Here is a 16057-nt window from a genome sequence, read left to right on the forward strand (position 1 = left end):
TCATGGCAAAGCATCTCACCCCTAAAGATGTCTCGGTGATTTTAGGATTGATCGACGGCTGGGAAGGAAAATTACAGTGGGAGGATCTATGCGATGGCGTTTTGCGCGTTATCGGTACTCGCCCAACCAGACAAACGTTGAGTGCGCATGAGCGAATCAAGGCTGCTTATAACCAAAAAAAGCTTGGACTGAAGGCGGGAGTCATGCCCACCAAGCGACCGGCGAGCTTGGACTTGGCTTCACAGCGCATCAGGTCGCTCGAAAGTGAAAACGCCAGGCTCAAAGATGAGAATTCTCGGCTGATCGAGCGTTTCGTCAAGTGGCAATACAATGCTTACAAGCATGGGATGAATCAAGAAAAGCTTGATGCTTCCATGCCGTTCGTTGATCGCGAATCTTCTGAGAAGAGACGTTAATGGCCTCCGGACAGAAAGTCGCAGAGGAAAACTACGCTGCTTTTATCGCTTGGTCGTCGAATAAGACCGATGATGATTGGCGCGAGTATGTTCATCGGGGAAAACTCAAACGCTCGGAGATCGCAGCGGAGTGCGGTTTTGGGAAGAGTGCACTGGCTCAGAATCCAGCTGTTCGCAGCGCATTGGAGGCCTTGGAGCGTGATCTTCGAAGCAGAAACGTCCTGCCTCCTTTAGTCGAGGTCTCGACATCAGGATCGCAAGAGCAAACGCAGCCGCCCCTTAGGGATAGCGGGAGCAGCCAGCGTAGGGTCGACGGCCAGAGGCTCAACCGTCTCGAACAAGAGAATGCCGCTCTTCGTGCTGAGCTACGAGAAGCTAAAGCAGCACTTGAAAAATATGGTTTGTTTGCACGGTTTCTTGATGATAACGGGCGGATGCCGAGATGACATCTTCCATACCCACTATCGTCACCGCCACGATCAGAATTACCCGTATTAGAGCCGTGAATAGGAGAGGATGCATCGCTTTCGGTCACCGAGTTGATTTAGAAGAAGCGGTCAATGACCGATCTTCTGCCATCGTCCTCACGGTTCCATCCACGATTGCCGGTTCCAAAGACGTCGTCGTAGGCGGTATATACCAGGCCTATGGCGAAGCTCAGACTCTGCGTCGTGAGCATGGCGGGTTCGTCATTGTGGAAACGAACATTATCGTTCATGACCTCAAGCTGATCAGGCCGAGTGGGAGCCAGGTCATCCAATGGATGTCAGACAATGTCACCGGTATCCGTGAAGTAAAGGCGACTAAGCTCTGGGATGTTTTCGGTGAAGGTTTGTACGGCGTATTAGACCAATCTAATCATGATTCAGTGATTGGAATTATTCCCTCGGAGGTTGTCCGAAGCTGCCTTTTTTCCAAATGGTCTGAAAATGGCGACGCGAGGACGCTTCGCTTCGTGCAGGAAAAAAACATCCCGCTTGATTTGGCCCGAAAAATAATAAGGTTTCATAAGACCGGTACTATCTCCGCTCTAACTGAAGATCCTTATCGGCTTTTGAGCTTTGCCGCCGATTGGCGAGATGTTGACCGGATCGCCCTTCAGCAGTTTGGCATGACGGCGGACGACCCGAGGCGGACCCGTGCTGCATTAGAGGAGGCGCTCTACCGGATTTCCGAGAAGGGGCATACCTGCGCCACCCTGGCAGACCTTCAGAAGATAGTAGCGGTCCTTATCAAACCTCATAAGTCTCCAAATTCTGTGTTATCAAAGGCTCTACTCAGCGGTAAAGAGAACGGGCAGTTTGTCGTGAGGCAGGACGCATCGGGCGAAGTAATGCTTCACGCGCCAGGCACGTGGATCATGGAGCGGGAATGTGCAGAGTTCATTCGGTCGTTGCTTCAAACGACATCATCTCATCAACAGCTTTTTCCTACAGACATTGATGATGTTCTTCGCAGGTTTGAGAGCGAAGAACGTGATCGGCTAGGCCGCGACGATTTCTCGCTGAACGATGCTCAGCGCAAGGCCGTCAGAACCTCGTTCGCGCACCGTTTCAGCATTATTACTGGTGGCGCGGGCGTGGGGAAAACAACGGTGCTGAAAGCTCTCTACAGAGCGCTCGATACCTTGGGGCGGCCAAGATTTCAGATGGCACTTTCAGGTCGAGCTACCGCGCGCATGATTGAGGCGACGTCCGAAAGTGCAACTACGATAGCTGGCTTTCTGAGCAGCGTTTCAGCAAAAGAAATTGGGATGCACCCCATAGTTGTTATTGATGAAGCTTCAATGCTGGATCTTGTGACATTTTATCGGCTTGCCCGAAAGCTGCCGCCTGATACCCACCTTATTCTTGTTGGTGATCCATATCAGTTACCTCCAATCGGAGCAGGGCTGGTTTTGCATGTCTTGTGTGGTCATTCGGAGATCGCTCAGACTCAACTGACTGAGGTAAAGCGGCAGTCAAAGGCATCCCAAATTCCATCAGCAGCGCAGGCAATTCGAGAGGGGCGGTGGCCAGACTTCACTTCGAATGAGGCCGGTGAGGTCATTCTTCTCCCTACTTCTGACGCTGAAATCATACCCACGGTACTTCGTCTCTACGAGCAAAAGCGGGAAGGCACGCAAATTCTTTGTGCTACACGGTCATGTAGGTTTGCTGGGGTCGACGCCCTCAACAGGACTTGTCACGTCCGCTACGCTAGTCATGGTCGGCCTCTATTGGCCTTCAGTGCAGAGTCGGGACAGATTGAGTCCACCGGATTCTGTGTCGGGGATCTGCTGTTATATACCGCAAACGATTGGCAGCGAGATCTTCAAAATGGTTGCCTTGGCCAGTTAACGGAAGTCTACGACGACGTCGTTCAAGTCAACATTGGGACTGTCGATCATCCCATTATGCGCGGTGCGCTAGGGTGTGCGATTTACGAAGGTATCCATCACTACGTTTTGGAAAGTGATTTAGACGCTATGCAGCACGCTTACGCGATTACAGTCCACAAGAGTCAAGGCTCGCAATTTCAGCGCGTTATCATTCCTGTGCGCCAGTCACGCATACTGGACCGAACCTTCGTGTATACAGCCTTAACACGCGCTCAAGTCCAGGTAATTCTGGTTGGCGATGTGACTGCGCTGAAGCAAGCTATTGCATTGCCCCCTAAAGCATTTTCGCGGCAAGTCGCTTTGGATTCGATGTTGTCCGGTTGAGCGGCTAATCCACGCTCGATTGTGCGTGATGTTTACGTCCAGTTTTTGAGCCGCGCTATGAGTTTTTCATCTGTGATTTTAACGGGTGTGACGTTGCGATGTTGGGTGGGGGCCATGCGGCTGCCCGCTTTTTCGGCGTTGGCCCTGGCTGCGAGCAGCTCATCCGAACTGGAGATGAATACCAGCAATGTCCCGTTCCAATTACCAATTCCCTCTAGCTCGATATCCACAGAAATAGGTAAGCGATGATCGGTGAGTTCGAATGAGGGGATTTCGACGCGATTGATTCGATTAACGCATGCCATGGGTGTCGTGGCGTCGGAGCCATGAAGTGGCTTTGATGGGATGGACGAAAGGCGGATCATTTCCATGGTGACAAGACCTGCGAACCATGGCGAACCTAGATAGCGCCAGTAGATGTCAGATACATCACTACCTCGATCAAGATCGGCGAACCACGTCCCGCATGCCATGCCCAATGTGGCCTGACAAATCGGGATTATAGCTTCAAGCCCTTCAAGCCTTTTCAATGTGTCTGCGCACAATGTTTTGATTTTGCTAGCATCCCTACGTGGCACTTCAGCTTCAAGGATGAAGTGAACCTCGTACCCTTGATTGGTTCGCTCAATACTCGGTGCTTCAGCCAACAGTCCTCCATAACCAAGCTCATTCAGGAGTACGTAACGACGTTCTCTGGGCCATTTCTTAAAATCTTGGGTCAAAGACCACAGGTCTCGGATAGACCCTTGTAAAAAATGGGAGATTCTGACTTGTATTCCTTCTGGGCCGGATCTAACGACCGAGCCCAAGGCTATGAGGAGGGGGCCAACAGCAATTATGTTCTCTGCATCGGCGCCACCATTTCTGTGGATGCGCCTGGATGCCTCGTGCTGCTTCTTGAGGTCCAAGAGGGCTTTAACCGAAAAGCGCTGTTCATCTCGATCAATGAGAATACTGCACGTTCCGCACAACCAAATCCCGTTATCGATGTGCGAACGCTCTGAAGGCGTCAGACTGGGGTCGTAGCGGCGCGCACCACGACCAGCCGAAGCGGCAGAAATGTGTGCGGCAATTCCGATCATCGTCACCGCGTCAGAAGCCTCATCGCTCGGTCCAACCGTCGAGCATTTGCAGTTGGAGCAGAAATAGCTCGCACGCAACGCCAAGTCACTCTTGGTGCGGCTCGTGAAATCGTCGCGAGTGTTTGACATATTCGGCTGCTCGGAAGAGAGATTGGGTAGCGATGCATCCATCCGCATAAGCGAAAGGCTAGGCGAGATCGTCCTGGATTTTGGCCAAGTGTTTCGTTGACCTAGATCCAAGCATATCAGGCCGCTGAGCAAGATGTTGAGTGCGAAATATCTGCTCGTTGCCCATGAATTTCAGAACAAGACTTTAACCGGAGCACCGGCAATTTCCCCGACAAAGGTTGTTGCTCTGCCTATTGCAATAGAAGCGTTGCCTGCGTACGGCCAAGGATAGTGATAAGCGAAATGGGAGCCTATTCAGTAGTTGAGAGCGGCCGCAATAGGCCGAAAGCGGTTGCCCGTGAGCGGCAGCTATCGAACGAATATGCTGGTCATAAGCGGCAGCCCAGCAGCTCCTACATCACCGTATCGAACGATCATAGCCCACTGGCTTTGATGCTTGACGAAGATGAAACCTAGAAGCGGATTACCGTCTAATCTCCATTTTGCTCAATGTAATTGGCATTGCGTAGCAACCGCTGTAGGGGGGCAGACCGAGCTAGGTCTATAGCTTCCTCCTCCGTTAAGCCAAGACGGATTAACAAGCATAGAGCGAACAAAACTCGTAAGCGGAAAGTTAATGAGATAAGTGCTCCGCCTTTTAGCGCCTTAGCTGCACCCTGTGGATCGTAGTGGGCATGGTAGTTTCGTGTTCTCACAGTACCCCGAACAATTAAATCTATGGGAGCCTCTCCACCAAACACGCATGCAAAGCGGTCGATCAGTTGATGTAGCCTTTCAGCCAAGGTTATTTCGTTGCCGAAGTTGAGCTTCTGCTGTAACCATTGGCGGTCCTTTTCGGGGCATCCTTCAATGATTGCGGCAACTTTGGCTTTGTATTCGTCTTTCGGCCATCTTCCGGACTCAGACGTCCGGCGGTGGAATGCTTCGAGAGCTTGCGCCATCGCAATGAATTTGGTGTCTAGATAGGCAAGGCTTTCGTCCTGGACGGAAAAATAATGGTGAAGAGCTGGCATTAGATTTTCGTATTCGTTCAACCAAGTCGAGAGTAAATCTCCGAAACGGAGCGCAATACTGGAGTATCCAAGTAACATATCCCTTGAACCTAGCGACTGTTTAGCCGAATTGTTCAGGCTTTGAAAATAAAGCTCCACCCATTTATGCACGTCGCTAATTTCAGGGTCATCTACCTCCGCCTTCAAAGAATGAATCGCTACCGGACGGCCAATTGCAAAGGAGAAAAATCGAGTAATACGATGCGAAAGCTTTTGGTAAAACTCGAAAAGTTGAGGTTCGGTGGGGGTTATCTGAATGAATGCCTGCTGATAGAGTTCCAAGGTCGGATACCTAATAGCGCCAGGCAGCTTTACCTCGATGTCGATCTCTAGCGTCGTGCCATCTGGTAACGTGCACTGTACTGGTTCAGGTCGTTTCATTGTCACGGTCCAGTCTTCAAAGCTTTGGCCGATTCCGACTTTGAATGCAGATCTACCTAGCCATTCGCTGAGGCCATCTATGCAAAATCTGAGGGATATGAACTTGGCCGGCTCTGGTAGCCCCAACCCGACAAAAACCAATCGTGCTGTGATGAGCGACTTCCCGGTCATGCCAGCGAACGAGAGATTCATCGTCCGATATTCGCAACCTTCCAGTGTCACATAGCCGCCTTCGACCTGACCGATCAGCCGCCCGATCATCATCTCATCGTGTGAGGTGAAAGCAGGCTCGTCCGCAGTTATTTCTAGTTCAATCCGACCACCGTCTGAGATGGTAAGCGTGCCTGGGTAACGTTTTTCGGGGGATTGCGGAAGGAAGAAAAACCCGTTTTTGGCTATCGTGGTGGCGACGTGCATGCTCAAGTTCCATTTGTCAGGGTGATAGCACTGTGCATCTCTAGCTACCCTCTGTCTAGCCAGGCCAGAATTGTTTCTTCCCTAATAGAAGTGCTACAACGTCTGCTTTGGAAGGCATCTATGAGGGTGGATTGCTGCCCGTCACGACAGGCGGAAATCGGCCAAAAGCGACTATTAGTCTAAACACACTGTACAGTCCACCAGGAGATCACTAGCCGTGGAATTCAAAGCGCATGTGAATCCTGGCGATAAGGGTGATCGCGTCCGCTAAAAAATAGGCGGACAACATCTCCCTTAACGCTGGAGTTCGGTAGGTGGGTTCACCAGGCGCTTAAGAGGCTTTGGTGCTCCGGACGCCTAGAGACTTTTCACTCCCAGCCTCCGATCATGTCGCATTTCGAGAGCTGACTTTCCGGGGGGGCACATGGCTGGGGTGAGATGGTTTTTGAGCCGGATACTGGTGGAGCCAGAGCGTGCTAGCATCCACCATTCTTGGCTCACTTGACGTGAGGAGCGTCTTGTTTCGCCTGCTGCATTGCAGTTTCATCTACCTCCAATATGCGAGAGAAAAAAATCGTACTCTCGGACATCGGCCTTGGGAAAATTTGATAATTTAAGTGGTCGATGATGAACTTCAATTGGGGTGGCAAAGCCAGATAATCAAGCAACTCTTGAGCGGTGGGACGCTCGCCTGACCACAGTCGATGAATGACCTTCCTGATCATTTTCTTGCCATTTTTTTTATGAGATTCGGAGATGGTACTTTCGGTCAAGAATTTGCTGAGCGCCGAGTAATCGGAAATGTGAACACCGTCAATCGGCGCCCTAGAGTAGGGGAGCGAGTTCAAAATCATCGGCACCAGAGTGAGGTCTTCAAGCTTTTTGCCGAACAGTGACTCTACAACCTCTGGACGTGCTCGCAAACCTTGCTCCAATCGCTTCACCTGCTTGACGGTGTCGGTGATGAATTTGCTGTATCGCAGGGCCGGGACTGCATGATTTCCTGATAACAGATTGTTTTTGCACTCAACCAAAAACAATTTGTCATCCATCATAAACAGCGCATCGTACTCATACTGAGCACCGTCGAGGTTGAATTTAGCGGGTTTGCATGGGTAGCCTAGATTCTGGAGGAACGACACAACCTTGTCCTCAAAGCCTTTGCCTTTCTTGTCTACTTGAGTTTGAAGTGAGCCCAGCCTAGAGAACAGGACGTTGGGTACATTGCAGCTGACAAGGATTTCGGCCAGAAGAGAGTATTTGTCATCCTGCGATCGAATCAGTGGTGAGTCATACAGGTCACGGCTGTCAGTGCCAAAGGTCAGGTGGTCAGTCAAAGTGGCAACGACTGATTGGGGAATCCGGTAATCAACCAGACCTTGTTCCAGCTCTGCTTTATCAAAGGTGACCAGACTGGAACCCGATGTTTTTTCCTTGGCTTTGGCCATGAGTTTCAACGCGCAGTACCCACGTACCCACTCACGCAAAGTAAGGCCATGATGGCGATCTTGGTCAGAGAAAACATCGAACGACAGTATCTCGGACAGCGTCGTTAGGGTGACGCCCTCATCCTCGGATACGAAAGGTGCCCCCGAAAGATCCGGTACTTTCGCCCCCTTGGCCATGACAGCCTTTCGCAGGGTTTTACCTTGCAGAAGGTTATGAGAGTTTTGGACAGCCCAGGAATGCTGGCGCCGGTTTGCCAAGAAATCATACACCTCATCTTCGGAAGGCGTGCGGTGAAAGAAAATGGGGTCTGGAAACTTTTTATAAAAGGCCTCATCCAGCTTGGTACGCGGGATGCCCAAGGTTTTCATATCACCGATTTGTCCCGCAAAGAAAAGTGTCCTATTGCCGATGTCCTCCAAGGCATTCCAAGACACCGCAAAAAGCTGGATGCTTCCCGCTTTATACTGATGCTCATCGGTGGTCTGCACTTTCGTCGGGGCAGCGAGCTTGCCATTGATCAACAGTTTGTGCTCAAAGGCCATCATTTTCAGGGTCAAGCTGAGCGTAGTGGCAGTGTTTGAGTAGGCCGCATCAACATTAACCTCCATACCCTCTGGCGTCTTGACCATGATCGCTTCGGGCATAACAAAGGGCAGTCCGGCTCGGGCCTTGGCCTCCAAAGCTCCCATCGCTTTTTTGCTCAGAGCGTTCAGCTCTTTAAGCTCCCCAACTGCGCGTTCGATGTGGCTCCAGAACTGGATATCCGCCGGATAACTGGAGATGTCACAGAGAGCTAGATTCGCGCGTATCTGGTCGAAGCACTGCTCGATGATCTGTATTTTTTCGTTGAGGTCTTGAGCGTACGATTGTGCTTCAGGGTGCCGATCCATGGCAGTGTCGCTCAGAAGCGAGGAATAGAACTGGTTTCGCTTCTTGCGATCCGCCCGCATCTGGAAGCCACCTGGCTGTGTCATCTTGCTAGCGAAGACTGCTGTGACGTCATCTGAATCGAGGTTTTTCAGCGCATCGGTCGCTCTTTTGAGATCAAGCTTGTCTAGCGCATCTTTGAATTGTTTACGAGGATTGTCTTGTTCGGCACTCATGGGTCTTCCTTAACTGCTTATCATACTGGGCACGGCACAACCACTGTAAAAGCCCGTTCCACCTGTGTTTCCGATATATCTACACACCGGGTACGTGCAGTGGCATATAGCCCTTAGGCTGAAATCATTGTTCTGGCGTGTCTTGGTGGAGCAGCATGCGCCACTTAGGTTTATGCTTCGCTCAATGTCCCCAGAGAGTACCCGGGCGGGGAACTGGAGCACAGCAGCAACTCAGTCGTTTCCCTGCACATGTTCATATCTGCGACCTTTTGCGTCCCAGCGTTGCTGCAAACAGTCGTCACGATCACGTTACCGTAAGCGCACGGGGAATAGACCTTGCGCAGGTCAGTCAGCCATCCACTGATACGGCAGCAACTGCTCGATCTCGCTGGCCTTCTGCATCGGCAACCGCATCAGCACATCCTTGAGATTCGCGTACGGATCATGCCCATTCATGCGTGCCGACTGGATCAGGCTCATGATCGCCGCTGCCCGTTTACCGCTGCGCAGCGATGCAGCGAAGAGCCAGTTGGAACGGCCAAGGACTAAAAGGCGCGATTATCTTGTGGTTGGTATTGACTATTCCGAGCAGCAACTAACTACTCAGGAGTCGATCTGGTGTGTAGCAATGTGCATTTTTTGCACATTGCTAATTTAAGAATTTTCTATCTCACCTACCCGTAAGTCGGGGGGTCAGAGTAAGGTTCGATGTTGTAATCGACAAGTAAGTCACGTAGTGCTCCAGACAATCTCGGCTCGCGATACATTTCTAAATCGCTGTAGCTCACCGCTACTGCCAACTTCAATTGTTCGGGGGATAGACTCCTAGGGTCGAACGGCCAAATCTGGACTCGTGATATAGAACTGTCATTTGGCATAAAATTTTCGGCATTCCGATAACGACCTTTAATAAGATTCCATTCTGTTAGTGATATCCCATATGTCTTTTGGGGAAGGTCGGCCAGCATAGTTCTGCTGTCCAAATAGCTATCGCCCACCTTCAAAAAGGAACTGTCAGGAAAGTCTCGCAGATAGACATCGAAAAGTCTGGGTGAGGATACGCAGGCTTTGAGAATATACAGCGGCACTGCGTTCTGCTTGGAAAGCTTCTCGTCCTCTAGAAAGATTCTGACCAAAGAAATAACCTCTGGATGATTAGCCATTACGATGTTGATCTGCTTTTCCATGATTAATCCTTGTAAGACGAATGACAGCTTCTTAGTCAATCGATCAAGTCAGGAACGGGCGAAGAGGTGTGAGCATCGCACCGTACCCGCTGCCAGCCGTCTGTGTAGATTAATCGAGCGCTACACCCGCAAATTTCACAGACATTAGCGGAGTGCTGCGCTGCAAATCTGATCCATTCATGGGCGACCCGTGAGCGACCGGATACCAGGATTCTTAAAGTCCCTAATTTCTCTTTGGCTTCAGTGAGATACGTTGGTTGCCCAGCCTCATGGCGATTAGCTTCTGCTAAAAGTGAGCAGAGTGTTCTGATGATCGCCAGCCACCCTTCACCACACCGAAATTTTATTTGGCTAGAATCGGTGCGCTGAAACGCCTCAGGATAAAGTCGTTGAAGTTCTGAGCCGAAGTCAGCCTTCGTAGGCCCCGCTAAAATATTCTCAGTGCTTGAGGCGCCTAAGGATGCGCTAATCACGAGAGATGGCTCATTTTTCATAATCTGTTGTTTTCACTCCGTTGCGCTTTAGCGTCTCCAAAGTCTCCTGGGCATGGATACTCATCCGCCGTATGTAGTCCAGATCTGGTTCTGGTCCACGAAGAACGCGTGTCGTGGACTCCGGGACATTTTCTTTCGGTACGTTTTTTTTTCTCTTCAAAAAAGCTCGTCCTAAACCAACACGGCTCGCGGCTGGTGAGGGCATATAAAAGCTTGGGATGCACACAGCTACTGAATCAAGACGACTGTGCGTCACATAGAAGTGGCTGAAATACGTCCAGCCCAACGGGGTAAACGAAAGAATGCCATAAGTACTTCCGCTTTCGGTGATGACCCACAGGCTCTCACCCCGAGTATGAATCTGGGCTATGGCTGAGGTTTCGATGCAATGCCCATTGGCAAACTTCCCCAATTCGTCCGCACCTGCGTGGTGCCAGACTTCTCCGATTAGCGATGAAGAATCCTCGACATAAGCGTTTGTAACGTAGCCTGTGAATATCACGTCACTGGCATCACCTTTCAGTCTTAATATTGCCTCGTCGATGGTGTCGCTCATTCTTGTCATTCTCGTCGGTGAGGATTGCATAGGTGAATGCATGCTTCGAAGCGCTTCTATGTTTTGGCTCTGATCCTCGTGAGGCGCTGGTTTCCAGAGCAGAACCTGACAATGATTCCATAGACATATCTTAACATCGCCTATCGTTGATTCCCAAAATATCTGATCCCTGCGTCAAATGCCAGCTTTAAAGCTAGGCAAAAATCCATGAATTTCAACGAGGCTATAGGCCTTGCTGTGCAGGCTTTACGTCGTCAAAAGGGGCTTACGCAGAAGGATTTTTTGGGGACTGTGTCTACCCAGTATCTGAGCGATCTGGAGTGCGGCAAGCGAGCACCCTCGCTCGCTATTTTGGCCCGGATTTGTGAGCGGCTGGAGGTGCACGAAGCTGTGCCAGTTATTTTGGCAAAGCATTTCATGCATCCCCAAGATCCGTTGCCTCTAACGATTCGAGACATCGAGCGGCAGCTTGGTGTAGCAGGATTTATCGACACACCTTTCCGTTTATAAAGCACCTGATGGTCGAAGTCGGTTGGCAGAAGTACGGTATGCACGCTTTATCTAAGGAAGACATTTTCCTGCAAATGGAGCCAGTCACCCGCCTAAATTCGCAGGCGTTTTGAAGCTATTCGAGATTTTCTTCGAATCGTAATTCCTGGGCCACTTCACGAGTGTTTTGTTACGAGTGGCTTGTCAATTATCATGCTTAGCCCTGTTGGCTGAACTGAAGCAATAGCAGTACCCGATCCTTTCTTATGAATGGCCACTTGCCATGCGCATCCTGGCAACCTCTAATTGGAGACTCATGCAAAGGAGATTGCTATGTCGCTGCTAGAGGAAATCATTACATGGGCTCAAGGGCTAAAGACGTGGCAACAGGATGCGTTGCGTCGCATTTTCGCCCAGCCAGATCTATCTCAAGATGACGTCGACGCTGTTTTGCAGTTGGTCCGGGACGAAGAAAGGCTGGGCTCGGCTTCACCGGATGCAACGCTATTTTCGCTAGCTGACGTACCAGGTGCCGGTAGCGGTGCCACTGTGCGACTGGTTGGGGTATCTGGGCTAGATCAGGTAAATGGTTTCCCCTCTGGCCGCAGCCTGAACCTCGTTCCGGAAGGTATGACCGTATTATTTGGCAGCAACGGGGCAGGTAAGTCTGGTTATGCTCGCGTCTTCAAAAACGCATGCAAAGCTCGGCATCGTGTTGACGTACTGCCCAATGCCTTCAACACGGTAAGTTCTAGTCGGGCTCCATCTGGCGAGTTTTCTATTCTGGTGGATGGTGTTGCGGCTACGGCCCGATGGGTTCAGGGCGAACCAGCGCATCCACATCTGAGTTCGGTTTCTGTGTATGACGTTGCCTGTGCCGCCGACTACATTGATGCTGAAGGCATCCCGGCATTTCAACCATACGGGTTGACCCAACTCACCCGTCTGGTGCTACTTCAGCGTGACTTGCAGGCTCGAATCGGAGGTGAACGCAATGCTTTGGTGCTGAATGCCACGCAGTTTGAATCTCTGAAAGGAAATACTGCGGTAGGTCGTTACATCAATACGCTCGGTGCTAATTCAAGCTATGAAGACCTAGCTCGCTTGGGAACGGTTAGCGAGGCGGAGCTTCAAAGGCTTCAATTTCTGAAGCAAAATTTATTGGAAACTGATTCCAGCCCCCGAATAGCAGCCTTTGAACGTTTAGCGACCCGACTAGATCAGGCTCAAGCTCGGGTCGAGCAGGTCCAGCCTTGGGTTAGCGACCGAGCAGTTGGACGAGTGAAGGAACTCATTGCTACCGAGAAAGCATCTCATATGGCGATGCAGTTGGCGCAAGCCCGCCTCCGTGGGCCCGTACCCTCAGAAGAAGTTACGGATATTCTAACTTCTGATTCGAATTTTGCATCACTCCTGCCGGGCACTGGAGATGTGCTTTGGCAGACGCTGTACCGCGCCGCCGAATCATTTTCTCAGCAGTTGGCATACCCTGGACTTCATTTTCCTCATTTGGAGCCGGGCTCACAATGTTTGCTTTGTCAGCAGCCTTACTCCGAAGATGCAGTGGAGCGTATGCTCCGTTTCGCAGAATTCGTTTCAGATAGCGCGACTGCTGATGCTCAGGCCGCTAACGATGCTCGTCTAGCTGCGCTGCGGAAAGTGAACGCAGTGAATCTCACTATCATGGACGCACCTACGCTATCTGAACTCGCAGAGCGCCTTCCGGATTTACACAGTGCTCTTACTGCCGCAACTTCTGTCTGGAGCGTTAGGCACTCCTGGGTGAGCAAGGCGCTGCAAGACGGGGATTTACCTACTGGCGCTGAACCAGTCCCTCAAGAGATAAATCTGAATGCTGAATTAGCACTCAAGGCTGCCTCGCTACGTGCGGATGCAGCGACTCTACGGGCGTCCGCCGATCCGGAAGTTCGTCTTGCTTTAACCAAAGAACTTGCAGAGCTAGAATCTCGGCAGCGGCTGTCAGATCAATTCGCCACAGTCGAACGATTTATTCAGGACAGCCAGACGCACGCTACCTTGAGTCGTTGCCACACTGCTCTGAATCCAGCCACCGTCTCTCGCAAGCTCACCCAACTGGCCGGGGCGCATGTGACCGAGGCCTTAGCCGCAACGATGAATGCTGAATTGAAAGCGCTAGGGTACAAGCGCAGAGTGCAACCTGATCTGAGCGGGCGTACTGAGCTTGGAGTGACTAAGGTTACGCTGCGGCTGAAAGACATTACGACCAAAGCATCAAGGGTTCTATCCGAAGGCGAGCAGCGGGCGTTAGGGATGGCTATGTTCCTCGCTGAACTCGAATCCTTGCCCCATACATCCACTGTAATATTCGATGATCCATCGACCTCGCTGGACCACTCATATCGGCGCGCTATTGCACGGCGATTGGTTGGGCTATCTGATGCACGACAGGTTTTAGTTTTCACACATGATGCAGTGTTCTTGACTGAGCTTGCCATGGCTCTCCAGCGCTCTGATCGCTCTGCAAGCTACAAGACCATCGGCTGGGATGAATCGCCAGGGCTAGTAAGCGAAGGCTTGACGTGGGCCGCAATGGATACCAAAGCTCGATTGACTGACCTAAGAAACCGAGCAACAGCTTTGAATGCGGTTGACGATAGCTACCCTGATGATGATCTCGAACGAGAAATTGCAGCCGGCTACTCAAGTCTTAGGGGCACCATCGAACGCGCAATACGGGAGGTGTTCATGAACAATACGGTTCAACCTTTCAGCGATATTGTGAGCGTAGAGGCGTTCGGTGCAGTTATTGGACACCCTTCGGCAGAATGGGAGCAATTATTGGACATCTACGGTAGGGCATGTGAGGCGACCGAAGCGCACGACACCCCCGGCGAACGCCAGTTGCCGCTCCCTACTCGGGAAGAACTGTTAAGTGATATCGGTTTGATATTGCAGCTGGTTGGAGAGGCGGGGAAAAGGCGATCCGCATATCAAAAGCTGCGCGGAGAAAGGACGGATCAGCGTAAAAAGCTTTTCGGAGCCTAGCACTTGCGATTGTTGGTCACAGCGGGCGCAGTGGCCATTTAGCAGTTGTAGGCCACAGTTACGTATGAGTTCGGTAGTAGATTAGCGGTAGCCCCAAGGGCAAGAGTTATTTTCTGGAAAGTCAAAATACAGGGAAGAAAAAATGGTTATTAAAATAATACCAAAGACCAGCGCGTGGGATCATGCTGTTAGCTTAGATAAGCATATAGTTAAAAGTGTGCCGATTGGTCCGAACGCGCAAGGGTATATGCAATTTGACACGGAAAGAACACTTATTGGTGAAGAGGTATTTCTACTTAAGTATCGATCAGATTTTACCAAAGTCGATTCTTTAGCTCAGGCTGTGATTAAAGCTCTACAAGATGACATGTTTCCGAAAATTCATGTGGTTGTACCTATGCCGGCAAGCAAAAAAAGGGCACAGCAGCCAGTTTATGAGGTCGCTAAAAAAGTTGCTCAGATTTTAGGGGTTTTTTACACCGAAGATGTATTGGTTAAGATAAAGTCTACAGGAGTCATGAAGGATCTTGAGTCTTATGGGGAACGTGTAGATGCTCTCAAGGGCTGTTTTGAAGCTCGTGCTAGACTTAATGCAGGGCCATGGAATATTCTCGTGATTGACGATTTGTATGATACTGGAGCTTCTCTTGAAGCTGCCTGTACAGAGCTGCGAAAGTATACTAACATTAAGAGTATCTCTATTGTTGCTTTGACCCGGAGGCATTAAATGTCAACAGTTTTCATATCTGGTTCAATCAAGATTAAAAACTTGGATGATAAAGTAAAATCTAGGTTGGATAATGTCATGTCGTCTGGTGTAAAGGTTCTGATAGGTGATGCTGGAGGAGTTGATAAGTCAGTCCAGCAGTATCTTATAAAGAATAACTTTCCATCAGTTACAGTTTATTGTACTGGTGATTCGCCTAGAAATAACGATGGCTCGTGGCCTGTTGTAAATGTTGAACCACCAGTTAAGGCAAAATCTAGGGCATATTTTACTGCAAAAGATTTAAAAATGGCTGATGATTCCGATTTTGGGCTTATGGTTTGGGACTGCAAAAGCACTGGGACATTAAGCAATGTTATAGAATTGTTGAAGAAAAAAAAGAAATCTGTAGTTTATGTTTCTTCAAGAAAAGCGTTTCTTAATGTGTCTAGTGTTTCCGATTTGAAAACATTGGTAAATCAAATGGATTATGATTCATTTGTTGAGGCCGATAAAAAAATATCGCTTAATAAAACTATGAGTTTGCTCGAAGGGACGAACTCGGATGAGTTGCCTGAAACTGAGTTGGGTAATTTAAAAAAAATGATAGAAGATCATCAAGTTGCAATTGCACAGCATGAAAAATCTATTGCGGATTTAAAGTTGCGAATAGAGGAAATCCAAGCGCCTATTGATGATATGTTTGCAAAGTACTAGAGGCGCGAATCATTGGGTTATTTTTAAGTGGTGATCACGAAAAAGCCGCAGATAGCGGCTTTTTGTGATTCAAAAGTCATCATTTTTCTACTAGCAATCGATTGGGTTCATTTTGAAAGCCTCGCGATGCAACTCGAAGCTTTATGGG

12 protein-coding genes and 1 pseudogene are annotated in these 16057 nt (G+C 50.0%); 7 read left to right on the top strand and 6 right to left on the bottom strand.

Going from position 1 to position 16057, the window contains the following annotated elements; genetic code table 11:
- Positions 1-2 precede the first annotated feature (2 nt).
- The 3 genes from HBO11_RS09090 to HBO11_RS09100 are packed head-to-tail and all read left to right on the top strand — an operon-like array spanning position 3 to position 3120.
- On the top strand, positions 3-416 hold the full coding sequence (locus HBO11_RS09090) for a hypothetical protein (protein ID WP_170058870.1): 414 nt from the start codon (positions 3-5) through the stop codon (positions 414-416).
- Complete coding sequence (locus HBO11_RS09095) at positions 416-862, top strand: VPA1267 family protein (protein WP_170058871.1); 447 nt, start codon at positions 416-418, stop codon at positions 860-862. The genes HBO11_RS09090 and HBO11_RS09095 overlap by 1 nt, the downstream gene beginning before the upstream one ends.
- Positions 859-3120 (top strand): AAA family ATPase, encoded by a 2262-nt coding sequence (locus tag HBO11_RS09100; RefSeq protein WP_170058872.1) that lies wholly within the window; start codon positions 859-861, stop codon positions 3118-3120. The genes HBO11_RS09095 and HBO11_RS09100 overlap by 4 nt, the downstream gene beginning before the upstream one ends.
- Before the next feature lie 32 nt (positions 3121-3152).
- Here the strand turns inward: HBO11_RS09100 and HBO11_RS09105 are convergent, their stop codons facing one another.
- From HBO11_RS09105 to HBO11_RS09130, 6 genes and pseudogenes are all read right to left on the bottom strand, one after another.
- A complete protein-coding gene (locus HBO11_RS09105; RefSeq protein WP_262381023.1) occupies positions 3153-4331 on the bottom strand; it encodes a hypothetical protein in 1179 nt (392 codons plus the stop codon).
- Positions 4332-4801: 470 nt separating this feature from the next.
- Positions 4802-6181 (bottom strand): HEPN domain-containing protein, encoded by a 1380-nt coding sequence (locus HBO11_RS09110; RefSeq protein ID WP_170058873.1) that lies wholly within the window; start codon positions 6179-6181, stop codon positions 4802-4804.
- A 497-nt stretch (positions 6182-6678) separates the two neighbouring features.
- The gene (locus HBO11_RS09115) at positions 6679-8733 is read right to left on the bottom strand and encodes a hypothetical protein (RefSeq protein WP_170058874.1); all 2055 of its coding nucleotides are present in this window, start codon (positions 8731-8733) and stop codon (positions 6679-6681) included.
- A 345-nt stretch (positions 8734-9078) separates the two neighbouring features.
- Positions 9079-9276, bottom strand: a pseudogene (locus HBO11_RS09120) (transposase domain-containing protein); the annotation flags it as partial.
- 131 nt (positions 9277-9407) lie between these two features.
- Positions 9408-9920: a hypothetical protein gene (locus HBO11_RS09125; protein WP_170058875.1), complete on the bottom strand. Its 513-nt coding sequence runs from the start codon at positions 9918-9920 to the stop codon at positions 9408-9410.
- Between the two features lie 483 nt (positions 9921-10403).
- Positions 10404-10970, bottom strand: coding sequence for a hypothetical protein (locus HBO11_RS09130; protein ID WP_170058876.1), 567 nt, complete (start codon positions 10968-10970; stop codon positions 10404-10406).
- 207 nt (positions 10971-11177) lie between these two features.
- Here HBO11_RS09130 and HBO11_RS09135 point away from each other — a divergent pair, with 207 nt between their 5' ends.
- The 4 genes from HBO11_RS09135 to HBO11_RS09150 all read left to right on the top strand — a co-directional run bounded on the left by HBO11_RS09135 (position 11178) and on the right by HBO11_RS09150 (position 15909).
- The gene (locus HBO11_RS09135; RefSeq protein ID WP_170058877.1) at positions 11178-11480 is read left to right on the top strand and encodes a helix-turn-helix transcriptional regulator; all 303 of its coding nucleotides are present in this window, start codon (positions 11178-11180) and stop codon (positions 11478-11480) included.
- 285 nt (positions 11481-11765) lie between these two features.
- Positions 11766-14486 (top strand): AAA family ATPase, encoded by a 2721-nt coding sequence (locus tag HBO11_RS09140; RefSeq protein ID WP_262381024.1) that lies wholly within the window; start codon positions 11766-11768, stop codon positions 14484-14486.
- A gap of 142 nt (positions 14487-14628) precedes the next feature.
- Positions 14629-15213, top strand: a complete 585-nt coding sequence (locus HBO11_RS09145) for a ComF family protein (RefSeq protein ID WP_170058878.1) — start codon at positions 14629-14631, stop codon at positions 15211-15213.
- Complete coding sequence (locus HBO11_RS09150; RefSeq protein ID WP_222936226.1) at positions 15214-15909, top strand: hypothetical protein; 696 nt, start codon at positions 15214-15216, stop codon at positions 15907-15909.
- Positions 15910-16057: the final 148 nt, after the last annotated feature.

The organism is Pseudomonas sp. WS 5010 (genome assembly GCF_012985565.1).
GTDB lineage: Bacteria > Pseudomonadota > Gammaproteobacteria > Pseudomonadales > Pseudomonadaceae > Aquipseudomonas.